Consider the following 26,092-nt stretch of genomic DNA (forward strand, 5'->3'; position numbering starts at 1 on the left):
TCGAGTCTGTCGGGTCGGCGGCAGCCGACTCTCGGTGTAGTCCGGCCGGACTATACCTTGACTAAAGGTTAATACATGTCGGCGCGTACGCCGAGCGGTCATTACCTCTTCCGGCCCGCGCGGAAGCGCTGCTTGCCCCCGGTCGGGCGGCCCGACGGTACGCCGGGGTCCGGTTCGAGGTTGATCAACTGCCCTGAAATGCGGGTTCGCTCCAAGGCGTCGAACACGTCGCGCCCCAGATCGTCCGGCAGCTCGACGATGCTGTGGTCCGGCCGGATGCTGATATGTCCGAAATCACTGCGCCGGAGGCCGCCCTCGTTGGCGATCGCGCCCACGATCTGCGACGGGGTGGCGTGCTGGCGCTTCCCGACGGCGATCCGGTACGGCATCATCGGCCGCCCCGTCTTGCGGTGGGTCGACGGCTCGCGGTCGCGATCGCGGTCCCGGCCGCGCGCGGGACGCGCGTCGCGGTCACCGAAGTCGCGGTCCTTGCGGTCGCGCGCATTGCGCTCGCGCTCCGGGGGGTCGGGCTTGAGCAGGAACGAGGCACCGTCGCGCGACTGCAGCGCGAGCGCCGCCGCGACGTCGACCAGGGGCACGTCGTTGGCGCCCACGTAGTCCTCGATGAGCCGCCGGAACATCTGCAGGTGGTCGTTGCTGAGGTTCTCGGTGATCGAATCGCCGAACTTCTCGACGCGGTGCGCGTTGACGTCCTCGACGGACGGCAGGCCCATCTCGGTGAGCGGCTGCCGGGTGGCCTTCTCGATCGCGCGCAGCAGGTGCCGCTCGCGGGGCGTGACGAACAACAGCGCGTCGCCCTTGCGGCCGGCGCGGCCGGTGCGGCCGATGCGGTGCACGTACGACTCGGTGTCGTGCGGGATGTCGTAATTGACGACGTGGCTGATCCGCTCCACGTCGAGGCCGCGGGCCGCGACATCGGTCGCCACGAGGATGTCGATCTTGCCGTCCTTGAGCTGGCCGATCGTGCGCTCGCGCTGCGCCTGCACGATGTCGCCGTTGATGGCGGCCGCCGCGTGCCCGCGGGCGCGCAGCTTCTCGGCGAGCTCCTCGGTGGCGGACTTGGTGCGGACGAAGATGATCATCCCGTCGAACTCCTCCACCTCGAGGAGGCGGGTGAGCGCGTCCAGCTTGCGCTGGTGCGCGACCTGCAGGTAGCGCTGCGTGATGTTCGACGCCGTCGCGGTCTTCGCCTTGACGGTGACCTCGACCGGGTCGTGCAGGTACTTCTTCGAGATTTTCCGGATACCCGCGGGCATCGTGGCGGAGAACAGCGCGACCTGCTTGAACTCCGGGGTGTCGGCGAGGATCCGCTCGACGTCCTCCTGGAAGCCCATGGTGAGCATCTCATCGGCCTCGTCGAGGACCAGGAACTCGAGGTTCGACAGGTCGAGCGTGCCCTTGGAGAGATGGTCGATCACGCGGCCAGGGGTGCCGACGATGATCTGCGCACCGCGACGCAGACCCGAGAGCTGCACGCCGTAGCTCTGCCCGCCGTAGATCGGCAGCACGGTGATGTCGGGCATGTGCACGGCATACTTGCCGAAGGCCTCGGACACCTGCAGCGCCAGCTCGCGCGTGGGCGCCAGGACCAGGGCCTGCGGCTTGCGGTTGGCGCCGTCGATCTTGGACAGCACCGGGACCGCGAACGCCGCGGTCTTACCGGTGCCGGTCTGGGCGAGGCCCACGACATCGTTGCCCGAGAGCAGGGGCGGGATCGTGGCGGCCTGGATGGGCGACGGGTTCTCGTACCCGACCTCGGCGAGGGCACGCAGGACGCGCTCGTCAATGCCGAGGTCGAGGAAGCTCACCGGCTCGGCGGCAGAATCGGAAGCCTGCGCATCACTGTCGGCGGAGACGGGGGCGGTGCGCTCGGCACCGAATTCTTCAGACATTGTTTCGCCAGCATATGCGGTGTACCCCGGACACGCGAAACACCAGCAGATTCGGACATCCTCCGATAGGTTGTCTGAAGTTCACTATCGCCCCCGAGGAGAAGCTCTTGCGCATCGAGGCCACCGCCGCCACCCGGTCCCACTCCGCATCCGACAACCTGACCACGAAGGTCCGAGCGTTGGTCGAGTCGACCCCGTCGTTCGAGCTGTTCCTGCGCCCCTCCGGCGAGGGCTGGTCGCCCGTCACCGCACAGCAGTTCAACGACCAGCTGACCGCCGTGGGCAAGGGCCTGATGGCCCGCGGGATCGAGACCGGCACCCGCATCGCGCTCATGAGCCCCACCCGGTACGAGTGGGCCCTCCTCGACTACGCCAACTGGTCCGTCGGCGGTTCGACGGTGGCGGTCTACGAGTCGAACTCGGCCGCCCAGGTCGAGCACATCCTCTCCGATTCGGGCTCGATCGCGCTGATCACGGACACCCGCGCCACCGCGGACCGGATCGCCGCCGGCGTGCCCGCGGGCGTGCAGGTCTGGGTCATCGAGGAGGGGCTCGTCGACGCCCTCGTCGCCGACGGTGCCGCTGTCGCCGACGAGGCCTACCTCGCCCGCGCCACCTCGGTGGACTCCACCGCCGAGGCCACGCTGGTCTACACGTCCGGCACCACCGGCAAGCCCAAGGGGGTCGTGCTGACCCACGACAACCTGCTCTCCGAGTACGACGCGATCCACCAGGGCCTGAGCGAGATGACCGGGCCCGGGGACAGCACCGTCATGTTCCTGCCGCTCGCGCACATCTTCGCCCGCGCGATCTCCGTGGCCGCCGTTCAGCACGGCATCCGGGTGGCGCACACCGCGGACCTGTCCAACATCACCGGCCTGTTCGGCGAGCTCAAGCCGTCCTACATCCTGAGCGTGCCCCGCGTGTTCGAGAAGGTCTACAACACGATGAGCAGCAAGGCCGAGGAGGGCGGCAAGGGCAAGATCTTCGGCGCCGCGGTGGAGACCTCGATCGACTACAGCAAGGCCCTCGAGTCCGGCGGCCCCGGGCTGGTGCTCAAACTCAAGCACGCACTGTTCGACAAGCTGGTCTATTCCAAGCTGCGTGAGGCCCTCGGCGGCAACTGCACGTGCGCCGTATCGGGCGGCGCTCCCCTGGGTGCGCGCCTCGGCCACTTCTTCCGCGGCGCCGGCGTCACCGTGTACGAGGGCTACGGCCTCTCCGAGACCAGCGCCGCGATCACCTGCAACAGCCCCTCCGAGCAGCGCGTGGGCACCGTCGGGCGGCCGCTCCCGGGCCACGAGGTGGCGGTCGCCGATGACGGCGAGATCCTGCTCCGCGGCCCGGTCGTCTTCGGTGGGTACTGGGGCCTGCCCGAGGCCACGGCCGAGGCGCTGCAGGACGGCTGGTTCCACACGGGCGACCTCGGCTCGCTGGACGCCGACGGCTACCTGTCGATCACCGGCCGCAAGAAGGAGATCCTGGTGACCGCCGCGGGCAAGAACATCGCGCCCGCGCAGACCGAGGATGCGCTCCGCCAGCACCCGCTGGTCTCGCAGGCCATGCTCCTCGGCGACAAGAAGCCCTTCGTGGCGGCACTGATCACCCTCGACGCCGAGGCCCTGCCCGGCTGGCTGTCGGCGCACGGACTGCCCGCGGACACCTCGATGGAGGACGCCGTCGCGAACGAGACCTTGCAGGCCGAGATCACCTCCGCAGTGAACACCGCGAACTCGCTGGTCTCCAAGGCCGAGCAGGTCAAGAAGTGGCGGGTCCTGACCAGCGACTTCACCATCGACGGCGGCGAGCTCACACCCACGCTCAAGGTCAAGCGGAACGTGGTGATGGATCAGCGCGCCGCCGACATCGCCGAGATCTACAGCTGACCCTCGGATACGCGAAACGCCGCCCACTGGATCGGGAGTGGGCGGCGTTTCCCGTCGCAGGGCGTCAGAGGTCGAACTTCGCCCGGATCTCCGCCTCGTTCTTCTTCTCGAAGTAGAACGACGCGAACGGGATGGTGCCGGCGAGCAGCGTCAGGAAGAAGCGGAGCGCGGGCCAGCGCACCTTCATCCCGAGGTCCAACGTGAACAGCAGGTAGATCACGTAGCCCCAGCCGTGCACTGCGCCGATGTACCAGAGCCAATCCGGCGCGGGCCAGTCGAAGAGGTTGGCGAAGACGTACTTGTAGATCAGCTCTGCGCACAGGATCAGCAGGAAGACACCGGTGAAGTTGGCCATGAAGCGGTATCGACCGAGCGCGCCCTTGATCTGGGTGCGGCGCTTGTCCGCCAGTTGCTGCGAGGTCGGCTTGACTGCTTCGGTCACTTCTTCTCCTCGATCTTCTCGCTCGTCGCCAGGTCGGCGAGGAGTCGGTTGTACTCGTCGTGTGCCGGGTCGTCGGGTGCGGCTTCCGGGGCCGACGGTGCGGCCGCCCGGCTCGGCAGGAACCCGTCCGGGATGGCGGTGAGCTTCGTGGTGACCGGCTTCGGCACAGGCCGGTCCTCGACCGCCGTGCCGGCCTCCTCGACCTCGAGCTGCTCCTGCAGCGCGGCCTCGTCCTCGAGCTGCACGAAGCGCCGGTAGCCCCAGATGAAGGCCACCGCGAACAGCGGCCACTGCATCGCGTAGCCGAGGTTGCGGGCGGATCCGGCGGTCGACTCGAAACGCCCCCACTGCCACCAGCCGAGCGCCAGGCACGCCACGGCGGCGACCACGACGAACGCGATCAGTGCGGGACGGTGGCGACGACGTTTCACGCCCTCGACGGTACCCGTCGCGGCGACGACGTCCGAAAACCGGTATCGTGACCTGCGCCGCAGCAGGTACGGTTCGCTGTCGCACGCGCCCGTGGCGGAATTGGCAGACGCGCTGGATTTAGGTTCCAGTACCTCAGGGTGTGGGAGTTCAAGTCTCCCCGGGCGCACCCGTCACGCTTGCGGCGTCCGCCGCGACTCTCCCCCACCATCCGCGGAACCGGCCTCGCGCCCCCAACGGATCAGGAACGCGACCACCCCGAACACCACCGCAATGACCATCGTCTGTGCGAGTCCGGCACCGCCGCTAGCGGTCTCACCGTTCGAGATCGACTTCAAGACCGACGCAGCGGCGACCATGAGACCGACATCGGCCAACCCCAGCAGGCCGGAAGCGACGAACCCCAGCCGATCGGCGACGATACCGATCATCCACAGTCCGATCCCCGCCGACGCACAAGCGGCGAGACCGATGAACACCAGGTCGAGTCGCACGTTGGCGACCCTGGATGCAGTCACCCTGTTGAAGCTCGACATGAGCACGACGGCGACAAGCGGTAGAGCGAGCGCCAGGGCCACCGACGCACCCGAGCCGCGATCATCATTCATGTACACAAATATAGACTGTTCGATGTCACACCGCGCGGATCCTGCCGCGTCTTGTCAGGAGATCGGGATCTCCTTGATCTTCGAGTCCGGCTTCCCAACGGTCTTGCAGTACAGGATCGCCTGCTGCTGAAGGCCGCTCACGACGAGGGCCGAGGGCTCGTCGCCGTGCTTGTCCTTGTACAACGACGTCACCTGCTCACGCTGGTCCGAATCGGACATCTTCAGGTAGTTCTGGCAGGTGGTGTCACCGCCCTGCTTCGTGCATCCCGCGAGGACGAACACGATTGCGAGCAGGGCGCCGATACGAATTCGGGTTCCGGACATGCGAACTCCTCAGTCCACGCAGGGGATCTGGCCGCCCCGCAGGGTGGTCCCGGCGTCGGGGGTGGGACCGTCGGACGGGGTGGGACCGTCGGACGGGGTGGGCGAGACGGTCGTCGTCGCGGGCGAGGCGGGCTGCGTGTAGCCGACGGGGTGCGGCGCCTGCGTGGTGCTGTCCGCCCCGGAGTCCGCCCCGGAGTCCGCCGACTCGTCGCTGCCGGGCACCGACTGCCCGAAGGCCTTCTGCACCTGCGCGCGGATGGCCACGGGGTCGATGATGTTCACCGCCTGCTCGTTCACCGTGGCGTAGCCGCGCACGGGCAGCGTCGTGAAGGTGAGGTTCGTGCCGGCGATCTGGCCCGCCTGCTGCGCGAACTCCTGCAGGTTCCAACCGTCGGAGACCACGACGTCCTTCTGCGCCACCGCGATCAGCGATTGCAGCTTGCGCACGTCGCCGAACACGCCCTGATCCTGCAGCTGGACCATGGCGCCCGCGATGAAGGCCTGCTGCCGGTGCGTGCGGTCGAGGTCACCGTCGGCGAGCCCGTGCCGCTGCCGGACGAAGGCCAGCGACTGCGCGGCGCTCAGCTTCTGCCGCCCCGCGGGGAAGGCCGCGCCGGAGTAGCTGTCGCGCACGGGATTGTTGAGGCACACCTCGACGCCACCGAGGGTCTGCGCGAGGTCGTAGAAGCCCACGAGGCTGACCTCGGCGAAGTGGTCGATCGGCACGCCGACCAGCCGCCCGACGGTGGCGATCGTCGCGGCGCGCGCCGACTCCCTGGCCCGGCTCTCGAGTTCCTTGCGGTCGGTGACTCCCTGGGCGACCAGCTTGTCCTCGACCTCCGCCTTGCGGGTGCCGTAGGCCTCCTTGATCTTTCCCTTCGTCCGCGATTCGACGCCGGCGAAGGTCACGTAGTCGTCGCGCGGAATGGAGAAGGCGGTGACCTTCTTGCCGTCCGCAGGGATGTGCATGAGGATCAGGGTGTTCGTGTTGTAGCCGCCGTTGTCACTGGTACCGGCGTGCAGCTGCTTGAGGACGTCTGACGGCAGATCGTCGCCGTTCTGGTCCTTCCGGGTGTCCAGGCCCATCAGCAGGATGTTCTTGGCGCCGCCGGTGGACCTCGCCACCTTCGCCTCGGCCAGGGCCCGCGAAACGTTGAAGCCGCCGATCACGAGGTTCGTGCTCCACCAGACGGTGCCGGTGACCGCGAGCACGAGCACCGACAGCAGCGCGATGGCCACACGAGCACCGCGGCCCGACGACGGTCTGCTGCTCACGACGCCACGGTACCGTGCCGCGCGGCCTTACTCCGGGACGCGCGCCGCCAGCTCGCGGAGCGGTTCCACCAGCGAACTCAGTGCTCGCGCACGATGACTCACGGCATTCTTCTCGTCCGGGGACATTTCCGCCGCGGTCACCGCCGAGCCGTCGGGGAGGAACACCGGGTCGTACCCGAAGCCCCCGTCGCCCCGGGGCTCGCGCAGGATCGTGCCCCGCCAGACACCGCGCACCGTCGACTCCCCGGCATCGGAGACGAGTGCGCAGGCGGAGACGAACTCCCCGCCCCGCCGCGCGGCGGGTACGTCGGAGAGCTGCGCGAGCAGCAGCGCGGTGTTCGCCGGATCGTCTCCGTGGCGCCCGGACCAGCGGGCGGACAGCACGCCCGGCATGCCGTTCAGCGCGTCGACGCAGATCCCCGAATCGTCCGCGAGACACGGCAGGCCGGTCCGCTCGTACCCCTGTCGGGCCTTGATCAGCGCGTTGCCCTCGAACGACGGTGCGTCCTCCGGCAGTTCCTCGAAGGGCTCGACCTCGTCGAGGCCCACGACCTCCAGCCCGACGATGCCCGCGTCCGCCACGACCTGCCGCAACTCGCGCAGCTTCTTGGCGTTCCGGGACGCGAGCAGCAAGCGCGAGGTCACTGACCGAACTTCTTCTTCTGCTCGCCCTCGAACTCCGGCAGCACGCCGGGGTACGGCGCCGCGAGCGCCTCCTTCTGCACGGCGAACAGTCGCTCCGTGCCGGCGATCGCGGAATCGAGCATCCAGTCGAGCGTGGTGCGGGCGAAGGTCGCGCCCTCGCCGGTGCCCTGCACCTCGACCAGCGTGCCGGTGTCCGTGGCGACGACGTTCATGTCCACCTCGGCGCGCGAATCCTCCTCGTACGGCAGGTCCAGCCGGACGCGCCCGTCGACGACGCCCACCGAGACCGCGGCGATGGCGCACGAGATCGGCTGCGGGTCGGTCAGTTTCCCCGCCGCGCCGAGGTAGGTCACCGCGTCGCACAGCGCGACATAGGCGCCGGTGATCGACGCGGTCCGCGTGCCGCCGTCGGCCTGCAGGACGTCGCAGTCGATGGCGATCGTGTTCTCGCCCAGTGCCGCGAGGTCGATGCACGCGCGCAGCGACCGCCCGATCAGCCGGGAGATCTCGTGGGTGCGTCCGCCCACCTTGCCCTTGGTGGACTCACGACGGCTGCGCTCGTGGGTGGCGCCGGGGAGCATCGAGTACTCGGCGGTCAGCCACCCCTGCCCCGAGCCGCGGCGCCATCCCGGCACGCCCAGCTCGACGCTGGCGGTGCACAGCACCTTGGTGTTGCCGAACTCCACCAGCACCGAGCCCGCTGGGTTCTGGGTGAATCCCCGGGTGATGGTCACGGGGCGGAGTTCGTCGTCGGCCCTGCCGTCTGCGCGTCTGCTCACGCGCCCAGCCTATCGCCTACGACGGTGCCGGGTCGTCAGAGCTCGAAGACGTCGCCGCCCGTCACCGCGTCGACGGGGCCGTCGTAGGTGGAGCGGGCCTCCGCGAGCACGGCCTCGCGCGAGGTCCACGGCGGGATGTGGGTGAGGAGCAGGCGCCCGACGCCGGCGTCCGTGGCGGCCTGCCCCGCCTCCACGCCCGAAAGATGCACCCCGAGCGGTCGGTTCGCGGGGTCGTGGGTCCAGCTGGCCTCGGCGAGCAGGACGTCGGCACCGCGCGCCACCTCGACGAGGTTCTCGCACACCCCGGTGTCACCGGTGTAGGCGAGGATCTTGCCGCTGGGCGCGGTGATCCGCAGGCCGTGCGACTCCGGCGGATGGAACATGCGGAAGGGCCGCACGGTGAAGCCGCCGATCGTGTGGTCCTCCCCCTCGGCCCAGGCGGAGAAGTCGAAGGTGTCCGAGATGTCGTCGAGCATCGCCGCCGACTCGGCCGAAGCGCGCCCGATCCGCTCGGGGGTGTCGGCGGGCCCGATCAGGCGCGCGCGACCCGCGGCGGGCGTCGGGTGGTAGCGCCGCCACACCAGCAGGGAGGGCAGGTCGAGGCAGTGATCCGCGTGCAGGTGCGAGAGCATCACCGTCGCCGTGTTCGGGTCCACTCGCTGCTGTAACTCACCCAGGACGCCGGGGCCGAAGTCCATGACCACCGGGTCGTGCCCGTCCACCTCCAGGAGGTAGCCCGCGCAGGCCGCCCGTGGACCGCCGACGCTGCCGGAACACCCGAGGATGGTGAGACGCATGAAGCTCATGCTGCCAGATCCGCGATCGTCACGTGGCGATCGCGCCCACCTGCCGTGAATTCCCGGCACCCGGGCGGGTTCGGCCGCGGCGGCCGACGAGCACCGCGGCGATGATGCCGCCGATCGCTCCCCACAGATGCCCCTGCCACGAAACACCGGGCTGACCGGGGAGAACGCCCCACAACATGCCGCCGTAGAGGACCATGAGCACCACACCGACGACGAGGTCGAGTGCCTTGTGCGTGAACAGTCCGCGCAGTGCCAGGTAGGTCATCCAACCGAACAGGACCCCGGAGAGTCCGATCACGACGGTGCCGCTCCCGCCGGTGAGCCAGACGCCGATGCCCGCCACCACCCAGATGATCGCGGTGGCGATCAGGAACCGGCCCGCTCCCGCGGCCAGACCGACGAAGCCGAGGATCAGGGCCGGGACGCTGTTGGCGGCCAGGTGCTCCCACCCGCCGTGCAGAAGCGGCGCCATCACGACGCCCCGGACCACGCCGTCGCCGGAGCGCGGGTGGATCCCCCACTGGTCCAGGGAGTTGCCGAGTACGGTGTCGATCCCCTCGAGCACCCACAGCGCCGCCACGAAGACGATGATCAGGACGGCCGAGCGCCCCGCCGTACTGCCGGCGACCCGGCTCGACAGGGAGCGCGGCGCACCGTCGTTGCTGGGAACCGTCATGGCGACCTCCTCGCGCGAGCGGGCACCGGGCCGATCAGGCCCAGAGCTGGCCCTCGAGGGCCTCTTCCGCATCCTCCAACGTACCGTCGTACGCGCCGGTCGACAGATACTTCCATCCGGCGTCGGCCACGATGAAGGCCACGTCCGCCTGCTCCCCCGCCGCGAGCGCGGAGTTCGCGACGCCCAGCGCGGCGTGCAGCACCCCGCCGGTGGAGACCCCGGCGAAGACGCCCTCCTCGTCGATCAGCTGCCGCATGCGGCGCACGGCGTCGTAGGAGCCCACCGAGAACCGGCGGGTGAGCACCGACTCGTCGTACAGCTCGGGGACGAAGCCCTCGTCGAGATTGCGCAACCCGTACACCAGTTCGCCGTACCGCGGCTCGGCCGCGACGACCTGCACGCCGGGCACGTGCTCGCGCAGGTACCGGCCGGTCCCCATGAGCGTGCCGGTGGTGCCGAGGCCGGCCACGAAGTGGGTGATCTCGGGCAGGTCGGCGAGCAGCTCGGGCCCCGTTCCCGCGTAGTGCGCGCGGGCGTTCGCGGGGTTGCCGTACTGGTAGAGCATCACCCAGTCGGGATGCTCGGCGGCGAGCTTCTTCGCCTCGGCCACGGCCCGGTTCGAGCCGCCGGCCGCCGGTGAGTCGACGATCCGCGCGCCGTACATGGTGAGCAGTTGCCGTCGCTCCGCGGAGGTGTTCTCCGGCATCACGCACACCAGCCCGTAGCCCTTGAGCTTCGCGGCCATCGCCAGGCTGATGCCGGTGTTGCCCGAGGTGGGCTCGAGGATGGTGTCGCCGGGGCGGAGCCGCCCGTCGCGTTCGGCCTCGTCGATCATCCGCAGCGCCGGACGGTCCTTGATCGACCCCGTCGGGTTGCGGTCCTCGAGTTTGGCCCACAGCCGCACGTGCGGCGCACCGTCGGCCCCCTCCCACCGGGGCGAGAGCCTCGGCAGCCCGACCAGCGGCGTCCCGCCGAGCGAGTCGAGCAGCGAGTCGAAGCGCACCTATCCGCCTGCAACCGCGGGAAGCACCGTGACGGTCCCGCCGTCGGCGACGGGCGTGTCCAGGCCGCCGGTGAACCGCACGTCCTCGTCGTCGACGTAGACGTTGACGAACCGGTGCAGCGCGCCGTCGGCGATCAGCCGGTCCTTGATCCCGGCGTGCCGCGATTCGAGGTCGTCGATGACGGCCCCCAGCGTGGCCCCGGAGGCGGGCACGCGCTTCGCGTCGCCCGTGAGCGGGCGCAGGATGGTCGGGATGGAGACGGTGACGGACATCAGTCCTCCTCGATGTGGACGGGCTCTTCGGTGATCACGGAATCGACGATGGAGAAGCTGCGGACCTCCGCATCGGGCCCCAGCTCGTCGCGGGTGGAGATCAGCACGTAGTGCGCGTTCGGCTCGGACGCGAACCGCGCGTCGGTGCGCGAGGGATACGCCTCGGTGGCGGTGTGCGAGTGGTAGATCACGACCGGCTCCTCGTCGCGCTCGTCCATGCCGCGCCAGACGCGCAGCTGCTCGCCCGAGTCGAACCGGTAGAAGGTGGGCGAGCGCTCGGCGTTGAGCATCTCGATGAACCGCTCGGGCCGGTCGGAGCCCTCGGGCCCGGCGATCACGCCGCACGCCTCGTCCGGGTGGTCGCGGCGCGCGTGCGCGATCATCTTCTCCACCAGCTCACGCCGGATGTGCAGGCCCGTCACGCACCCTGCAACCGCGCCCGGGCGCGGGCTATTCCGGCTCGCGCTCGAGCATCACCGACACCAGCACGTCCAGCAGGGCCGAGAGCCAGTGGTAGACGTCCACGTGCCCCGCACGCGTCGGATCGTCCGACGACGGCCCGTCGGGCAGGTCCGCCGTGATGCCGAGCAGCGTGCCCAGCGCGAGGCGCAGGTCGTTGACGCAGGTCAGCCAGTCCTGCGCCTCGCTCTCGGTGAGGGTGACGGTGCCGGCCCGTTCGGGAAGGGTCGCGAGCACGGTCTGCGCCGCGGCCCGCTTCGCGTCGATCACCTCGGGCTCGTTGAGGGAGCGCAGCGCGCCGTTGAGGTCCTTGGCGAACTCGCCCGACGGTGCGTCCTCCGCGCCCGGCGCGTTCGCGTCGGGCCGGTAGAAGTCCGGCAGCAGCCGCCGCAGCACCGTCTCCGGGGGCGGCTCGGAGTGCCCCGTCCGCAGCCCGGTGAGTTCGGCCAGCTCGTCGTGGGGGGCGGAGTCCTCACGCTCGTCGAACAGCTCGATCAGGGAGCCGACGAGGGACCGGACGAGGCCGACCTCCTCCGGATCCATCTTCGAGACGAAGCGGACATCCCCGCGTACGCCCCGCTTGACCTGCCAGTTACGCACTCAGCTGTCACGCTGCATCGTCGCCCACAGACCGGCCGCATGCAGCTTGCGGACGTCCCCCTCGACCTTGTCTCGGTCGCCCGTGGAGACCACGGCCTTCCCCTCCGTGTGCACCTGCATCATCAGTTCCTTGGCCTTGTCGGTGCTGTACCCGAACAACTTCCGCAGCACGAAGGTGACGTACGACATCAGGTTCACCGGATCGTCCCAGACGACGGTGACCCAGGGCTTGTCGATCGCCTCGTCGGTCCGGCGCTCGAGCACCGCCGACGTACCCGGCTGGGCAGCAGTGGAACCTCCGCCCGGACCCCCGGCACTTCCCGGGGCCGCTGCGCTGCTGTCGGTCATGGTTCTAGGGTACCCAGTGTGACGGTAGATGAAAACGGGCCCGACTCCCCCTCGCGGAGCTCCGCCCTGCTCACCGATCAGTACGAACTGACGATGCTGGCGGCGGCCCTGCGGGACGGCACCGCGCACCGTCCGTGCGTCTTCGAGGTGTTCGCCCGCCGCCTGCCCACGGGGCGCCGGTACGGCGTGGTCGCGGGTACCGCCCGCGTCCTCGACGAGCTGCGACGGTTCCGATTCGGGCCCGACGAGCTCGCGGTCGTCGAGCGCTTCCTCGACGCGGACACGCTGGCCTGGCTGCGGGACTACCGCTTCACCGGCGAGATCGACGGCTATCGCGAGGGCGAGCTGTACTTCCCCGGCTCCCCGCTCCTGACGGTGCGCGCGAGCTTCGCCGAGGGCGTGATCCTCGAGACGCTGATCCTGTCGATCCTCAACCACGACAGCGCGATCGCCTCCGCCGCGGCGCGCATGGTGTCCGCGGCGGCGGGCCGCCCGCTCATCGAGATGGGCTCGCGGCGCACGCACGAGCAGGCCGCGGTGGCATCGGCCCGCGCCGCGTACCTCGCCGGCTTCACCACGACCTCGAACATGGAGGCCGCCCGGACCTACGGCGTACCGTCGGGCGGCACGGCGGCGCACGCCTTCACCCTGCTGCACACGGGCCCGGACGGCCCGGACGAGGAGGCCGCGTTCGTGGCCCAGGTCGCTGCGCAGGGCGCCGGCACGACGCTGCTGGTGGACACCTACGACATCACCGAGGGCGTCAACCGCGCCGTGCGCGCGGCGGGACCGGAGCTCGGCGGCGTGCGGATCGACTCGGGCGATCTCGGCATCATCACCCGCCAGGTCCGGGCACAGCTCGACGGCCTGGGCGCGACGCGGACGAAGATCGTCGTCTCGGGAGACCTCGACGAGTACGCGATCGGGGCGTTGCGCGCCGAGCCCATCGACGTCTACGGCGTCGGCACCTCGCTGGTCACCGGCTCGGGCGCGCCCACGGCGGGGATGGTCTACAAGCTCGTGGAGGTCGACGGCCTGCCGGTCGCGAAACGCAGCTCGCACAAGGAGACCCAGGGCGGGGAGAAGCGCGCGGTCCGGCTCGCGCGCAGCACCGGCACGATCGTCGAGGAGGTGCTGTTCCGGCCCGGCGCGACACCGACGGTGCCCGCACACCTGTCCGCGACGCCGCTGCAGATCCCGCTGGTGCGCGGCGGCGACCAGGTCGACGGGCTGCCGACCCTCGAGGACGCGCGGGCGCACCTGCGCGACGCCCTGGTGACGCTGCCGTGGGAGGGCCTGGGCCTGTCCAACGGCGAGCCGGCGATCCCGACGCGGTTCGAGGAGCGCCGATGAGCGCCGCATTGATCGTCGTGGACGTGCAGAACGACTTCTGCGAGGGCGGGTCGCTGGCGGTGGCCGGCGGTGCCGCGGTGGCGCGCGCGATCCACGACGACCTCCTGGAGCACTATCCGACGATCGTCGCGACCCGGGACTGGCACATCGATCCCGGCGCACACTTCTCCGCGACGCCCGACTACGTGGACTCCTGGCCCGTGCACTGCCGGGCGCGCACCGAGGGCGCGCAGTTCCACCCGAATCTGCGCCTGCCGCTGCGGGTACCGGTGTTCAGCAAGGGCGCCTACTCGGCCGCGTACTCGGGCTTCGAGGGACATGACGCCGACGGCGCCTCCCTCGCCGAATGGCTGGCGGCGCACGATGTCTCGTCGATCGACGTGGTCGGCATCGCCACCGACCACTGCGTGCGCGCCACGGCCCTCGACGGCGCGTCCGCGGGCCTGACGGTGCGCGTCCTCGCGGACTACACCGCGGGCGTCGCGAAGGCCTCGACCGAGGCGGCCCTGGCGGAGTTCGTCGCCGCCGGGATCACGGTGGCCTGAGAGTCATTCGCCGGATTCGTCGCCGGGGTCCGCGGGGTCGTCGCCGGGATCCGGGAGGTCGTCCGGGTAGACGATGTCGATCTCGCGGATCGACTTCGGGAAGTCCTTGCGGTTGTTGGTCAGGAAGCGATCGGCACCCGCGGCGATCGCCGTCGCGAGGTGCACCGAATCCGCGGCTCTGAGCTTGTACTCGATCGCCAGCGCCAGCGCCAGCTGTGCGGTGGAGTCGTCGACGGGGTGGAGATCGAGGCGGCCGACCAGCTCGAGGAGCCTCCGCGAATCCGGGGAAGACGGATCGAGCCGCATGGGTTTCGCGAGGACCTCCGACAGGAGGATCAGAGAACCGACTCCGGCGATCCCGTCAGGAGCGTCCGGAAACAGCCGCAGTATCCGGCGCCCCAACGGGTGCCCGACCTGTCCGGCGTAGATGACGACGTCTGCGTCGAACGCGACGAGCGGGTTCACCGCGCCTGCCGGTCGGCGTGGATCTCCCGGACGAGCTCATCCGCCCGTTCGACGGAGATCCCCTGCGTGAGCGGACGCCGCCGGGCCGCTTCGAGGCGCGCGCCGATCTCGTCCGCCGCCGCCCACGCGGCCGCAGAGCGAGGCGAGCGCAACGCGTCGGGCGAGACGAGCACAGCGACCACGCGTCCGTGCCGCGTGATCTGCACCTGCTCCCCCGCCTCGACACGGTCCAATTGCGCAGGCAGGGTCTGCCGCGCCTCACTCGCACTGACGGTGGTCACCGACCGATTGTACGACTCCGTACATGGTCGTACAACTGAGCTACGACGGTTGCCCGGCCTGGACGGCCGACAGTTCAGCGAGCAGCTCGTCGGGGTACTCCATCGGCAGCGAGTGCGTCCCGTCCGGCCAGACCCGGACCGTCGCGTTCGGGAGGGTACGGGCCCGCTGCTCGGCGGCAGCGGTGTCGGTGACCGCGCTCCGGCCGGCGAGTCCGACGAAGACGGGCATCGCGAGCCGGGCGAGCGCGGCATCGTCGAGCTGGACGGGCGTCGGGAGCGCGGCGCGGTACCCCGCCGCGCCGGCGTCGATCATGGCGCCGATCGGGCTGCCGGTGGCGTCGGCCTCGTCGGCCCCGCCGATGGACGAGAGCCCCTTCCGCCGCCACGACTCGGGCAAGAAGGGCAGCGCCGAGGGCAACGTCGCGACGTACATCTGCCAGCGCAGCCCGGCGAAGACTTCGATCGGCTCCCACAGTGTCAGGGTGGCCACCCGGTCGGGGTGGCGCGCCGCGAGGTTCGCGGCGCTCCACGCCCCGAAGGAGTGCCCGACGAGGTGTGCGCGGCCGATCCCGAGGGCCGTCATCGTCTCCGCGAGCCAGGCCGCCTGGTCGTCGGCGCCGGCCAGCGGCCGGTCCTGCACGCTCCTGCCCGCGTCGCCCAGCGCGTCGACGGCGTAGACCTCCCGATCGCGCAGGCGCGCCAGCATGTCCGCCCACATGGGGACGCCCGACGACCGGCCCGGCACCAGCAGGATCGGCGCGCCCCCGGGCCGGGACGTCCCGAACCGGTAGGCGCGGACGATGCCGTATCCGGTGCGCACGTCCCGCGTCTCCGACGGTGCCGGCAGGTCGCGGAAGGCGCGGTCGTACCGCTCGAGGTAGGTCGCGCGCGCGTCCGCCGACCGCCAGTACCCGACGGGGCTCGGGTCGCGCACGAGATAGGCGCCCACCGCACCGAGGATCACCGTCGCGGCCGCCCCGACCACCACCGCTCGCCGGATCCGTCGTCCCATGGCACACCTCCTTAGCAGTGCATTCGCATTGTAACAAGTTCGCGATGCACTCGCATTGCTACGATCGACGGGTGCCGAAGCAGGTGGACCACGAGGAACGTCGCGCGGAGATCGACCGCATCGTGTGGGCGATCATCGCCGAGGACGGCATCGCCGCCGTCACCCTCCGCGCGATCGCGGCACGCGGAAACATCTCGATGGGCCGCATCCAGCACTACTTCCCCAACCGCGAGGCCATCGTGCGGCACGCGCTCACGTCGTACCTGGCGCTGGCGGAGCAGGCCCACCCCGTCCCGGACGACCCGGACGAGGCCCTGACGATGCTGCTCACCCACGCGATCCCCCGCGACGGGGCGCGTCGGCTCGGCGCGAAGATCTGGTACGCCTACCTCGCGGAGGCCGTCACCGACCCCGCCCTCCGGGCGATCGTCGACGAGACACTGCGCGGCGCCGAGGATCTCGCGACGAACCTGCTCGACGGCGACCGCATGCGCGCGCGGGCCCTCCTCGCGGCCGCGGACGGCTTCGCCTACCGGGCGCTGATCGGGGTCGTCACCGCCGACGAGGCCGAGGCCGCCGTCCGCGACCTCGCCGGACTCAGCCGCGGATCCGGTTGAGGTAGTTGTAGACGGTGAACCGGGTCACGCCGAGCGCCTCGGCCACGGCCTCCGCCGACTTGCGATAGGCGAAGGCCCCGCGCTCCTCGAGCAGGCGGACGGCCCGCTGCTTCTCGGCCCGGCCGAGCTCACCCAGCGGCGAGCCGAGCTCGTCGGCGACGCTCGCCAGCAGGGAGTCCAGGTCGCCCACGGGCGCCTCGGCCGGCGGTAGTCGCACGCCGCCGACGGTCTCGCCCTCCCACACCAGCGGGACGTCGCCTCGGCGCAGCGCATCCGGCGCCACGATCTCCGCTTCGAGCCGCTCCACGAGCCCGCGCACGGCCTCGACCAGGGGATGATCCCGTTCGGGGCCCGCTGCCGGCTCAGCCATCGGCGCGGTCGATCTGCAGGGTCACACGAGTGGCGCCGCCCGCGAACGCGCCGGCCAGCGCCTCGCGGAGGGCGTCGAGCACCGCGGCGGCCTCCCCGTCGACGGAGGTACCCAGGGGCCCGAAATCGTGGTCCAGACCCCGCGCGCGGAGCACCTCGACGGCCCGCACAGCGTGGGAGGGGACCGACCCCTCGCCCTCGAAGGGCTCGCTGGTGAATTCCGCGGTGAGACGCATGTCCGCATCGTAGCCCCGACAAATTTTCAACAAACTGTTGACGTGACTCAGATCACATGTCATTCTTCGATGAGTGGAAAACTTCTTCCGCAGACCGAAAGAAGGCAGGTCAGATGGACCTCGAAAGCTTCAACTCGGCACCTGAGGCCGATATCCGAGCGACTCTACTCGCGTGTTGCGATGTGCGCTCCTGGAGCGATGCGGTCATCGACGGACGGCCCTACGCCGACGCCTCCGACGCCCTCCGGGTGGCCGGCACCGCGGCCCTGGCGTTCACCCCGGCCGACGTGGATCGCGCACTCGCCGCGCACCCACGGATCGGTGAGCGCGCGGCGGGCGCCTCCGCCGAGGCCTCGTGGTCCCGCAAGGAGCAGTCGGGCGTCGCCACCGACGCGCAGACGCAGGCCGCCCTCCTCGCGGGCAACGGCGCCTACGAGGAGCGGTTCGACCGCGTCTTCCTCATCAACGCCGCGGGCCTGGACGCGACGACGGTCCTCGCCGAGTTGCACCGGCGCCTCGAGAACGCACCGGATGCCGAGGCCGCCGAGGTGGCCCGCGAACTGCGCGGCATCGCACTGCGCCGCCTGGCCCGCGTCCTGGATTTGGAAGACGAACTCGCAGAGAGGCGTTCATGAGCACCGTCACCACCCACGTCCTCGACACCGCGCGCGGTGTCCCGGCAGGCGGCGTACCGGTCCGGATGGACCGGATCGGCCCCGACGGCACCGTCGACCCCGTGGCGCACGGCGTCACGGACGACGACGGGCGCGTCAAGGACCTCGGCCCCGACGACCTGCCGGCCGGCGTCTACCGACTCACCTTCGACGTCGCCGGCTACGCCGCGACCACCGGGCAGGAGAACTTCTTCCCCGAGGTCGCCATCACCTTCCGCCTGATCGCGGTCGACGGCGCCGTGCCCCATCACCACGTCCCCCTCCTGCTCAGCCCGTTCCAGTACTCCACCTACAAAGGAAGCTGACCATCATGGCAATCCACCTGGGCCCCAACCAGTACGGCAAGGCCGAGAACCGTGTGGTGCGCATCTACCGCGATACCCCTCGCCACACGATCCGCGACCTGAACGTCTCGTCCGCCCTCCGCGGCGACTTCACGGACGCGCACATCAGCGGCGACCAGTCCGCGGTTCTGCCCACCGACACCCAGAAGAACACCGCCTTCTCCTTCGCCAAGGAGAAGGGCGTGGGGGCCATCGAGGACTACGCCCTCACCCTGGGCGGTCATTTCATCGACTCCACCCCCAAGGCCGACGGTGCCCGGATCGAGGTGCACGAGTACCCGTGGGACCGGATCCTGGTCGACGGCGCGGAGCACGACCACGCCTTCGTCCGCTCGGGCGGCGGCATCCGCTCGACCGTCGTCAACATCGATGGCCGCGGAGCGGACCGAAAGGCCCACGTGGTCACCGGCATTCACGACCTGACACTGCTCAAGTCGACCGGCTCCGAGTTCCACGGCTTCCTCAAGGACAAGTACACGACGCTGCAGGAGACCGACGATCGGATCCTCGCGACCTCCCTGGTGGCGAAGTGGCGTTACGCGCACACCGACGTGGACTGGGACGCCTCGTTCTCCTCGATCCGCGCGATCCTGCTCAAGCGCTTCGCGCAGATCCACAGCAAGGCCCTGCAGCAGACCCTGTACGGCATGGGCGAGTCCGTGCTCGAGCAGCACCCCGAGGTCGCGGAGATCAAGTTCTCGGCGCCGAACAAGCACCACTTCCTCGTGGACCTCTCGCCCTTCGGCGTGGAGAACCCGGGCGAGGTCTTCATCGCCGCCGACCGCCCGTACGGCCTCATCGAGGCGAGCGTCGTCCGTGACGACGCCCCCGAGGCCGGCTCGGCGTGGCACGGCGTCCCCGGATTCTGCTAGTAGGGGCCGACGCGATGACCACCGCCAGCGCCATCCTCGAGCGGCCCGAGGACGAGAGGCTCCCCCTCGGGCGCACCTTCATCTACGGGCTCCAACACATCCTCACGATGTACGGAGGCGTCATCGCTCCACCCCTGATCGTGGGTGGCGCGGCGGGGCTGTCCGCCACCGACATGGGCCTGCTGGTGACCGCCGGCCTGTTCGTCAGCGGCCTGGCCACGATCCTGCAGACCCTCGGGCTCGGCCCGTTCGGCGCGAGACTGCCCATCGTGCAGGGTCTCTCGTTCGCGAGCGTCTCGACGATGACGGCCATCGCCAAGGACGGCGGCGTGCGTCCGATCTTCGGCGCGATCATCGTCGCGGGCCTCATCGGCCTCGCACTGTCGACGATCTTCGCGAGGCTGATCCGTTACTTCCCACCGGTCGTCACGGGCACGATCATCACGGTCATCGGCCTGTCGCTGCTCCCGACCACGTTCACCTGGTCGATGGGCGGAGCCGGGGCCAAGGATCTCGGATCGACCGCCAACATCGGCCTCGCGGGGCTCACCCTGCTCATCATCCTGGTGATCAGCCGGCTCTTCCAGGGCGCGGTGTCACGACTGTCGATCCTCATCGGCATCGTGGTCGGAACGGGCATCGCCGCGATCTTCGGCAAGGTCGACTTCTCCCGGGTCGGCACCGGTCCCGTGTTCGCTCTGCCGCCCGTGATGCACTTCGGGACGCCGACCTTCCAGATCGGCGCCATCATCTCGATGACCATCGTGATCCTCGTGATCATGACGGAGACCACGGCCGACATCCTCGCGATCGGTGAGATCGTGGGCACCCCCGTCGATGCCAAGCGGGTGGCGGCGGGCCTGCGCGCCGACATGCTCTCGACGACCGTGGCCCCGGCGTTCAGCGCCTTCCCGTGCAGCGCCTTCGCGCAGAACGTCGGGCTGGTCGCCCTGACGGGCATCAAGAGCCGCTACGTCGTGGCGATGGGCGGCGGCATCCTCGCCGTCCTGGGGCTGCTGCCCGTGGTGGGTCGCGTGATCGCCGCCATCCCGTATCCGGTCCTGGGCGGCGCCGGGATCGTGCTGTTCGGCTCCGTCGCGGCGAGCGGGATCAAGACACTCTCGCGAGTGGACTTCGACGGGAACCTGAACATGGTCATCGTGGCCGTCGCGCTCGGTATGGGGATGATCCCCGTTGCGGCGCCGACCTTCTGGAACCAGTTCCCGACGGCCGTCGGCACCATCATGCACTCGGGCATCAGTGCGGCGGCGGTGGTCGCGGTGGTCCTCAACTTCCTGTTCAACGAGATCAAGGCGGGCAACCGGCCCGACGTGTCCGTGTTCGCCGCCGTCCCGGACGAGCGCAGCAATCCACCGAAGCCCAGCAGCGATCACTGACCCGCCCGACCCGACCCGGCGGCACCGTCGCCCTCGAAGCCGGAGTGCGCCCCCACGCGCACTCCGGCTTCGTCGGCTCCGGGCCGGCTCGGATCCACCGGACGAAAGGGTTGACGTGACTCCCATCACATGCGACAATTCCATTGTACGGAAATGTTCTTTCCGACAGGCGAAAGCTAGCAGGTCGATTCGACCTCGCCGGAACCTGAACCGCCGTACGCCCTGCCTGAAGAAGGAGCCCCATGAGCGCCAACGCCCTCGCCAAGTACACGGTGAACTGCTCGATCCTGCTGACCGACCTGCCCGCCCCGGAGCGCCCCCGCGCCGTCCGCGAGGCGGGCTTCGAGGCCGTCGAGTTCTGGTGGCCGTTCGCGACCGCCGTCCCCGGGGACCGTCAGGTCGACGCCTTCGTGACCGCGATCGAGGACGCCGGCGTGCAGCTCACCGGCCTGAACTTCTTCGCGGGCGATATGCCCGACGGCGACCGCGGCATCCTCTCCGATCCCGCCCGCACCGCCGAGTTCCGCGACAACATCGAGGCCACCGTCGGCATCGGCGAGCGCCTGGGCACCCCGGCCTTCAACGCCCTGTACGGCAACCGGATCAACGGTGTCGCGCCCGAGGAGCAGGACGCCGTCGCGGCGGAGAACCTCGCCGCGGCCGCCCGCGCCGCGGCGCGCATCGGCGCCGTCGTCCTGATCGAGCCCGTGAGCGGCGCGCCCCGGTACCCGCTCCGGACCGCCGCCGACGCGGTCGCGGTCATGGACCGGGTGCGCGACGAACACGGCACCGACGCGCTGCGCCTGCTCGCCGACCTGTACCACCTGCAGGTCAACGGCGACGACGTGAGCGCAGCGATCGACGCCCATGCGGGCCGCATCGGGCACGTCCAGATCGCCGACGATCCGGGTCGCGGCGAGCCCGGCACCGGCACCCTCGACCTCGCCGGGCACCTCGCCCACCTCGAGCGCGTCGGCTACCGCGGCAGGATCGGCCTCGAATACAAGCAGAGCCTGAGCGACCCCTTCGCCTGGCTCCCCGTCGCCGAGCGCAGCGCCGTCATCGCCGCCCCCTGATCCCCTCCGCAGCAAAGGAACTCCTCATGACGAACATCGCCTTCATCGGACTCGGCATCATGGGCAGCCCGATGGCCGTGCACCTGCAGAACGCCGGGCACACCGTGGCCGGCTTCAACCGCACGCCGCAACGGGCCCAGCCACTCGTCGAGGCGGGCGGCCGCGCCGCGGCGTCGATCGCCGACGCTGTCGCCGACGCCGAGGTCATCGCCGTGATGGTGCCGGACTCCCCCGACGTCGAGGCGGTCCTCGCGGGCGAGGGCGGGGTCTTCGACAACGCCCCCGCCGGTGCCCTGATCATCGACTTCTCAAGCATCCGCCCCGACGTGACGACCGCCCTCTCCCAGCAGGCCGGCGAGCGCGGTCTCCGCCTCATCGACGCCCCCGTCTCCGGCGGTGAGGCCGGCGCGGTCAACGCCGCACTGTCGATCATGGTCGGCGGAACGCCCGAGGACTTCGCCGCGGCGAGGCCCGTGCTCGACGTGGTGGGCAAGACCATCGTGCACGTCGGCCCCAGCGGCTCCGGCCAGACCGTCAAGGCCGCCAACCAGCTCATCGTCGCGGGCACCATCCAACTGCTCGCCGAGGCGATCGTCTTCCTCGAGGCCTACGGCGTCGACACCGCCGCCGCGGTGCAGGTCCTCGGCGGCGGACTCGCCGGCTCCGCGGTACTGAACCAGAAGGCGCAGAAGATGCTCGACCGCGAGTTCGCGCCCGGCTTCCGGATCGAGCTGCACCACAAGGACCTCGGCATCGTCACCTCCGCCGCGCGCGAGGCCGGCGTGGTCGCACCGCTCGGCGGCCTCGTCGCCCAGCTCATGGCCTCGGCCCGCGCCAACGGCGACGGCGGCCTCGACCACTCCGCGCTGCTGCGCGGCGTCGAGCGACTGTCCGGCCGCGTCGGCTGACGCGAAGAAACCACCCCGCCCACAACCACACTGGAGTACTGACATGGCTCGTATGCGTGCCGCGGAAGCTGCGGCGAAGATCCTGGAACTGGAGGGCGCGACGCAGGCGTTCGGCGTGCCCGGCGCGGCGATCAACCCCTTCTACGCGGCGCTGCGCGCGCACGGCGGCATCGGCCACGTGCTCGCCCGTCACGTCGAGGGCGCCTCCCACATGGCCGAGGGCTACACCCGCGCCAAGGCCGGCAACATCGGTATCTGCATCGGTACCTCGGGGCCCGCCGGGACCGACATGATCACCGGGTTGTACTCCGCGATGGCCGATTCCATCCCGATCCTCGCGATCACGGGGCAGGCGCCGGTCGCGCGCCTGCACAAGGAGGACTTCCAGGCGGTCGACATCGCCTCGATCGCCAAGCCCGTCACCAAGATGGCCGTCACCGTGCTCGAGCCCGCGCAGATCCCGGGCGTGTTCGCCCAGGCCTTCCACCTCATGCGTTCGGGTCGCCCCGGCCCGGTTCTCATCGACCTGCCCATCGACGTGCAGCTCGCCGAGATCGACTTCGACCCCGACACCTACGAGCCGTTGCCCGTGTACCGGCCCGCGGCCACGCGCGCGCAGGCCGAGAAGGCACTGGACATGCTCCAGGCCGCGGAGCGCCCATTGATCGTCTCCGGCGGCGGCGTCATCAACGCCGACGCCTCGGACAAGCTGGTGGAACTGGCCGAGCTGCTGGATGTTCCGGTCATCCCCACCCTCATGGGCTGGGGCACCATCCCGGACGACCATAGGCTCGCTGCCGGCATGGTCGGGCTGCAGACGGCGCACCGCTACGGCAATGCGACGATGCTCGCCGCGGACTTCGTGCTGGGCATCGGCAACCGCTGGGCCAACCGGCACACCGGCGGGCTGGACGTCTACCGCGCGGGACGCACCTTCGTGCACGTCGACATCGACCCCACGCAGATCGGCCGGGTCTTCGCGCCCGACTACAGCATCGTCTCCGATGCGGGCGCCGCGCTCGACCAGCTCGTGGCCATCGCGCGCGAGCGCCGCCTCGCGGGCACGCTCCCCGACCGCGGCGAGTGGGTCGAGTCCTGCGCGGCGCGCAAGCGGACCATGCAGCGCCGCACGCACTTCGACGAGGTCCCCGTCAAGCCGCAGCGGGTCTACGAGGAGATGAACAGGGTCTTCGACCGGGACACCCGCTATGTCAGTACGATCGGGCTCTCGCAGATCGCCGGCGGCCAGTTCCTGCACGTCTTCAAACCGCGTCATTGGATCAACTGCGGCCAGGCGGGCCCGCTCGGCTGGACCATTCCCGCCGCCCTCGGCGTGGTGAAGGCCGAGCCCGGCACGGACGTGGTGGCGCTCTCGGGCGACTACGACTTCCAGTTCATGATCGAGGAACTGGCGGTCGGGGCGCAGTTCAACCTGCCCTACGTGCACGTCGTGGTGAACAACTCCTACCTCGGCCTGATCCGCCAGGCGCAGCGCGCCTTCGACATGGACTTCCACGTCCAACTCGGCTTCGACAACATCAACGCCGACGTGTCGGAGGCCCACGACGCCGCGGTCGCGGAGGCCCCCAAGGGTTACGGCGTGGACCACGTCAAGGTGGCCGAGGGCCTGGGCTGCAAGGCGCTGCGCGTGACCGACCCGGAGCTCATCGCCGAGACCCTGTGCACGGCGCGGTCCCTGGCGCGCGAGCACAAGGTGCCGGTGGTCGTCGAGATCATCCTGGAGAAGGTCACCAACATCGCGATGGGCACCGAGCTCGACAATGTCGCCGAGTTCGAGGAGCTGGCACTCGCCGGTGCCGACGCCCCGACCGCGCTCCTCCTGCTGGACTAGGGAGTCGTCATGCGAGTGGTCCTGGCACCCGACAAGTTCAAGGGCTCGCTGTCGGCCGTCGGGGTCGCCCGCGCCCTCGCCCGCGGCATCGCCGAGGTCCGTCCGGAGTGGACGGTGCTCAGCGCCCCCATCGCCGACGGGGGCGACGGCACCGTCGACGCGGCGGTGGCCGCAGGGTGGGCGCGGGTCCCGGTGGAGACCACCGGCCCCACGGGCGCCCCGGTACCCACCTCGTACGCCCGCAGCGGCGAGACCGCGGTGGTCGAGCTCGCCTCCGCCGTCGGCCTCTCGCTGCTGCCCGACGGCGTGCCGGATGCACTGAGGGCCGGCACTTTCGGGCTGGGAGTCGTGATCCGGCACGCCCTCGATGCCGGAGCCCGGTCCATCGTGATCGGCCTCGGTGGCAGCGCGTCCACCGACGCCGGCGCGGGCATGCTCACGGCCCTCGGGGTCACGATCACGGATGCCGACGGTGCGCCGCTGCCGCCCGGCGGGGCGGCGCTGGCCCGGGCGGCGCACGTGGACCTGGCGGGCCTGCACCCGGCGGCCGCACAGGCCCGGTTCACCCTGGCCTGTGACGTCGACAACCCCCTGCTCGGCCGCGCCGGAGCCGCCGCGATCTACGGCCCGCAGAAGGGCGCCACGCAGGGCGACGTGGCCCTCCTCGACGATGCGCTCGCGAGCTTCGCCGACCTGCTCGCCGCGGCGGGCGCCCTGGACGCCCGGGACGTCCCGGGCGCCGGTGCCGCCGGGGGTACCGCGTTCGGGGCGATGGCCGTGCTCGGCGCGCAGGCCCGCCCCGGCGTGGAGCTCGTTCTCGAACTGACCGATTTCGCCGCCGAGCTCGACGGTGCCGACCTCGTCGTGACCGGTGAGGGATCGCTGGACGAGCAGACGCTGCACGGCAAGGCCCCCGTGGGCGTCGCCGCGGCGGCGCGCGCCGCAGGCGTCCCCGTGATCGCCGTGTGCGGGCGGAATCTCCTGAGCGCGGGGCAGATCCGCGCAGCGGGCTTCCGGCGTGAACTGGCGCTCGCCGAGCTCGAGCCGGACCCGGCGCGGTCCATGGCGAACGCGGCCGACCTGCTCCAGCGCATCGGCCGCACGATCGCCTCCGATCCGGTGGCGCGGTGATCAGCGCCCGGTGATCAGGCCGACGCGGCCAGGATCTCGCGCGGGTCGAAGGTCACGTTCACCGCGGTGATCAGGCCGTTCTCCACATGCGTCCAGTTCGCGACCGCCGTCGCCGGGGCGCCACCCATCCCGAGGTCGAACCACGTGATGACATCGGTGTCGTCGGCGAGCCGGGCGCGGACCGTAAGCGAGTCGGTGGCCCGCGCCATGCCGTTCAGGCCGGCCAGGAACTCGTCCGGTCCGTCGGCCACACCGAAGACCCCGGTGAAGCGACAATCCGGCGCGAGATGGGCGCGCAGGGGCGCGAAATCCCTCGCCTCCCAGCAGTGGAAGTAGGTCTCGGCGAGGTGGCGAGGTGTGCTGTTCTCGGTCACTAGGGCACCATGCTTTCTACGGACCCCTTCGGGGTGTTCGTGTGAGGAACCTGACGGGGATCGAGGTGACGGCCGTTATCGGTCGCCCTTCGAGGGCTTGTATGACACCGCCGCCCTCGG

Annotated in this window: 33 protein-coding genes and 1 tRNA gene; 13 read left to right on the forward strand and 21 right to left on the reverse strand. The window is 70.5% G+C overall.

Features of this window, described 5'->3' with window-relative positions:
• Positions 1-101 precede the first annotated feature (101 nt).
• Complete coding sequence (locus HF999_RS16615; protein WP_168546957.1) at positions 102-1,913, reverse strand: DEAD/DEAH box helicase; 1,812 nt, start codon at positions 1,911-1,913, stop codon at positions 102-104.
• A gap of 113 nt (positions 1,914-2,026) precedes the next feature.
• On the opposite strand from HF999_RS16615, the gene HF999_RS16620 reads away from it, so the two are divergent.
• Positions 2,027-3,799, forward strand: a complete 1,773-nt coding sequence (locus HF999_RS16620) for an AMP-dependent synthetase/ligase (RefSeq protein ID WP_376766498.1) — start codon at positions 2,027-2,029, stop codon at positions 3,797-3,799.
• A 64-nt stretch (positions 3,800-3,863) separates the two neighbouring features.
• Here the strand turns inward: HF999_RS16620 and HF999_RS16625 are convergent, their stop codons facing one another.
• Complete coding sequence (locus HF999_RS16625; protein WP_312854174.1) at positions 3,864-4,241, reverse strand: DUF3817 domain-containing protein; 378 nt, start codon at positions 4,239-4,241, stop codon at positions 3,864-3,866.
• A complete protein-coding gene (locus tag HF999_RS16630; RefSeq protein ID WP_168546959.1) occupies positions 4,238-4,672 on the reverse strand; it encodes a hypothetical protein in 435 nt (144 codons plus the stop codon). The genes HF999_RS16625 and HF999_RS16630 overlap by 4 nt, the downstream gene beginning before the upstream one ends.
• Positions 4,673-4,757: 85 nt before the next feature.
• Between HF999_RS16630 and HF999_RS16635 the strand changes: the two genes are divergently transcribed.
• A tRNA-Leu gene (locus HF999_RS16635) sits at positions 4,758-4,839 on the forward strand.
• A 4-nt stretch (positions 4,840-4,843) separates the two neighbouring features.
• On the opposite strand, the gene HF999_RS16640 is transcribed toward HF999_RS16635, so the two are convergent.
• From HF999_RS16640 to clpS, 12 genes are all read right to left on the reverse strand, one after another.
• On the reverse strand, positions 4,844-5,248 hold the full coding sequence (locus HF999_RS16640) for a hypothetical protein (protein ID WP_168546960.1): 405 nt from the start codon (positions 5,246-5,248) through the stop codon (positions 4,844-4,846).
• Between the two features lie 84 nt (positions 5,249-5,332).
• Positions 5,333-5,602, reverse strand: coding sequence for a hypothetical protein (locus tag HF999_RS16645; RefSeq protein ID WP_168546961.1), 270 nt, complete (start codon positions 5,600-5,602; stop codon positions 5,333-5,335).
• Positions 5,603-5,611: 9 nt separating this feature from the next.
• Complete coding sequence (locus tag HF999_RS16650) at positions 5,612-6,877, reverse strand: LCP family protein (RefSeq protein WP_168546962.1); 1,266 nt, start codon at positions 6,875-6,877, stop codon at positions 5,612-5,614.
• A 27-nt stretch (positions 6,878-6,904) separates the two neighbouring features.
• Positions 6,905-7,522, reverse strand: a complete 618-nt coding sequence (locus HF999_RS16655) for a non-canonical purine NTP pyrophosphatase (protein ID WP_168546963.1) — start codon at positions 7,520-7,522, stop codon at positions 6,905-6,907.
• Positions 7,519-8,301 carry a ribonuclease PH gene (rph, locus tag HF999_RS16660; RefSeq protein WP_168546964.1) on the reverse strand — a complete coding sequence of 261 codons (783 nt, stop codon included), beginning with the start codon at positions 8,299-8,301 and terminating at the stop codon, positions 7,519-7,521. The genes HF999_RS16655 and rph overlap by 4 nt, the downstream gene beginning before the upstream one ends.
• Positions 8,302-8,336: 35 nt before the next feature.
• Positions 8,337-9,098 carry a cyclic nucleotide-degrading phosphodiesterase gene (locus HF999_RS16665; RefSeq protein WP_168546965.1) on the reverse strand — a complete coding sequence of 254 codons (762 nt, stop codon included), beginning with the start codon at positions 9,096-9,098 and terminating at the stop codon, positions 8,337-8,339.
• Between the two features lie 28 nt (positions 9,099-9,126).
• Positions 9,127-9,783 carry a rhomboid family intramembrane serine protease gene (locus HF999_RS16670; protein WP_168546966.1) on the reverse strand — a complete coding sequence of 219 codons (657 nt, stop codon included), beginning with the start codon at positions 9,781-9,783 and terminating at the stop codon, positions 9,127-9,129.
• Positions 9,784-9,817: 34 nt separating this feature from the next.
• A complete protein-coding gene (locus HF999_RS16675; RefSeq protein ID WP_168546967.1) occupies positions 9,818-10,786 on the reverse strand; it encodes a PLP-dependent cysteine synthase family protein in 969 nt (322 codons plus the stop codon).
• Positions 10,787-11,059, reverse strand: coding sequence for a MoaD/ThiS family protein (locus tag HF999_RS16680; protein ID WP_168546968.1), 273 nt, complete (start codon positions 11,057-11,059; stop codon positions 10,787-10,789).
• A complete protein-coding gene (locus tag HF999_RS16685) occupies positions 11,059-11,481 on the reverse strand; it encodes a M67 family metallopeptidase (RefSeq protein ID WP_312854175.1) in 423 nt (140 codons plus the stop codon). Before HF999_RS16685 ends, HF999_RS16680 begins: the two co-directional genes overlap by 1 nt.
• 28 nt (positions 11,482-11,509) lie before the next feature.
• Positions 11,510-12,118: a DUF2017 domain-containing protein gene (locus tag HF999_RS16690; protein WP_168546969.1), complete on the reverse strand. Its 609-nt coding sequence runs from the start codon at positions 12,116-12,118 to the stop codon at positions 11,510-11,512.
• The gene (gene clpS / locus HF999_RS16695; RefSeq protein WP_168546970.1) at positions 12,119-12,466 is read right to left on the reverse strand and encodes an ATP-dependent Clp protease adapter ClpS; all 348 of its coding nucleotides are present in this window, start codon (positions 12,464-12,466) and stop codon (positions 12,119-12,121) included.
• Between the two features lie 18 nt (positions 12,467-12,484).
• Between clpS and HF999_RS16700 the strand changes: the two genes are divergently transcribed.
• Together HF999_RS16700 and HF999_RS16705 are read left to right on the forward strand one after the other, a co-directional pair.
• On the forward strand, positions 12,485-13,819 hold the full coding sequence (locus tag HF999_RS16700; RefSeq protein ID WP_168546971.1) for a nicotinate phosphoribosyltransferase: 1,335 nt from the start codon (positions 12,485-12,487) through the stop codon (positions 13,817-13,819).
• Positions 13,816-14,364, forward strand: a complete 549-nt coding sequence (locus HF999_RS16705) for an isochorismatase family protein (protein ID WP_168546972.1) — start codon at positions 13,816-13,818, stop codon at positions 14,362-14,364. Before HF999_RS16700 ends, HF999_RS16705 begins: the two co-directional genes overlap by 4 nt.
• Before the next feature lie 3 nt (positions 14,365-14,367).
• Here the strand turns inward: HF999_RS16705 and HF999_RS16710 are convergent, their stop codons facing one another.
• The 3 genes from HF999_RS16710 to HF999_RS16720 are packed head-to-tail and all read right to left on the reverse strand — an operon-like array spanning position 14,368 to position 16,122.
• Positions 14,368-14,829, reverse strand: coding sequence for a type II toxin-antitoxin system VapC family toxin (locus HF999_RS16710; protein ID WP_168546973.1), 462 nt, complete (start codon positions 14,827-14,829; stop codon positions 14,368-14,370).
• Complete coding sequence (locus HF999_RS16715; RefSeq protein WP_168546974.1) at positions 14,826-15,110, reverse strand: type II toxin-antitoxin system Phd/YefM family antitoxin; 285 nt, start codon at positions 15,108-15,110, stop codon at positions 14,826-14,828. Before HF999_RS16715 ends, HF999_RS16710 begins: the two co-directional genes overlap by 4 nt.
• 40 nt (positions 15,111-15,150) lie before the next feature.
• Positions 15,151-16,122 (reverse strand): alpha/beta fold hydrolase, encoded by a 972-nt coding sequence (locus tag HF999_RS16720; RefSeq protein ID WP_168546975.1) that lies wholly within the window; start codon positions 16,120-16,122, stop codon positions 15,151-15,153.
• Positions 16,123-16,193: 71 nt separating this feature from the next.
• Between HF999_RS16720 and HF999_RS16725 the strand changes: the two genes are divergently transcribed.
• Positions 16,194-16,739, forward strand: coding sequence for a TetR/AcrR family transcriptional regulator (locus HF999_RS16725; RefSeq protein ID WP_168546976.1), 546 nt, complete (start codon positions 16,194-16,196; stop codon positions 16,737-16,739).
• Here HF999_RS16725 and HF999_RS16730 read toward each other — a convergent pair.
• On the reverse strand, positions 16,720-17,109 hold the full coding sequence (locus tag HF999_RS16730) for a helix-turn-helix domain-containing protein (RefSeq protein WP_168546977.1): 390 nt from the start codon (positions 17,107-17,109) through the stop codon (positions 16,720-16,722). The genes HF999_RS16725 and HF999_RS16730 overlap by 20 nt on opposite strands.
• Complete coding sequence (locus tag HF999_RS16735; protein WP_168546978.1) at positions 17,102-17,344, reverse strand: thiamine-binding protein; 243 nt, start codon at positions 17,342-17,344, stop codon at positions 17,102-17,104. Before HF999_RS16735 ends, HF999_RS16730 begins: the two co-directional genes overlap by 8 nt.
• A 113-nt stretch (positions 17,345-17,457) precedes the next feature.
• Between HF999_RS16735 and uraD the strand changes: the two genes are divergently transcribed.
• The 8 genes from uraD to HF999_RS16775 all read left to right on the forward strand — a co-directional run bounded on the left by uraD (position 17,458) and on the right by HF999_RS16775 (position 25,598).
• The gene (gene uraD, locus HF999_RS16740; protein WP_168546979.1) at positions 17,458-17,979 is read left to right on the forward strand and encodes a 2-oxo-4-hydroxy-4-carboxy-5-ureidoimidazoline decarboxylase; all 522 of its coding nucleotides are present in this window, start codon (positions 17,458-17,460) and stop codon (positions 17,977-17,979) included.
• Complete coding sequence (gene uraH / locus HF999_RS16745) at positions 17,976-18,323, forward strand: hydroxyisourate hydrolase (RefSeq protein ID WP_168546980.1); 348 nt, start codon at positions 17,976-17,978, stop codon at positions 18,321-18,323. Before uraD ends, uraH begins: the two co-directional genes overlap by 4 nt.
• A gap of 5 nt (positions 18,324-18,328) precedes the next feature.
• Complete coding sequence (pucL, locus tag HF999_RS16750) at positions 18,329-19,234, forward strand: factor-independent urate hydroxylase (RefSeq protein WP_168546981.1); 906 nt, start codon at positions 18,329-18,331, stop codon at positions 19,232-19,234.
• Between the two features lie 14 nt (positions 19,235-19,248).
• Positions 19,249-20,631, forward strand: coding sequence for a nucleobase:cation symporter-2 family protein (locus HF999_RS16755; RefSeq protein ID WP_168546982.1), 1,383 nt, complete (start codon positions 19,249-19,251; stop codon positions 20,629-20,631).
• A 242-nt stretch (positions 20,632-20,873) separates the two neighbouring features.
• Positions 20,874-21,707, forward strand: coding sequence for a hydroxypyruvate isomerase family protein (locus HF999_RS16760; protein ID WP_168546983.1), 834 nt, complete (start codon positions 20,874-20,876; stop codon positions 21,705-21,707).
• Positions 21,708-21,733: 26 nt separating this feature from the next.
• Positions 21,734-22,615, forward strand: coding sequence for a 2-hydroxy-3-oxopropionate reductase (locus HF999_RS16765; protein WP_168546984.1), 882 nt, complete (start codon positions 21,734-21,736; stop codon positions 22,613-22,615).
• 43 nt (positions 22,616-22,658) lie between these two features.
• Positions 22,659-24,467, forward strand: a complete 1,809-nt coding sequence (gcl, locus tag HF999_RS16770) for a glyoxylate carboligase (RefSeq protein ID WP_168546985.1) — start codon at positions 22,659-22,661, stop codon at positions 24,465-24,467.
• Positions 24,468-24,476: 9 nt separating this feature from the next.
• Positions 24,477-25,598, forward strand: coding sequence for a glycerate kinase (locus tag HF999_RS16775; RefSeq protein WP_168546986.1), 1,122 nt, complete (start codon positions 24,477-24,479; stop codon positions 25,596-25,598).
• A 14-nt stretch (positions 25,599-25,612) separates the two neighbouring features.
• Here HF999_RS16775 and HF999_RS16780 read toward each other — a convergent pair whose 3' ends face one another.
• Positions 25,613-25,972 carry a nuclear transport factor 2 family protein gene (locus HF999_RS16780; protein ID WP_168546987.1) on the reverse strand — a complete coding sequence of 120 codons (360 nt, stop codon included), beginning with the start codon at positions 25,970-25,972 and terminating at the stop codon, positions 25,613-25,615.
• Between the last annotated feature and the right edge of the window lie 120 nt (positions 25,973-26,092).

It is taken from the genome of Tsukamurella spumae (assembly GCF_012396015.1).
Lineage (GTDB): Bacteria > Actinomycetota > Actinomycetes > Mycobacteriales > Mycobacteriaceae > Tsukamurella > Tsukamurella spumae.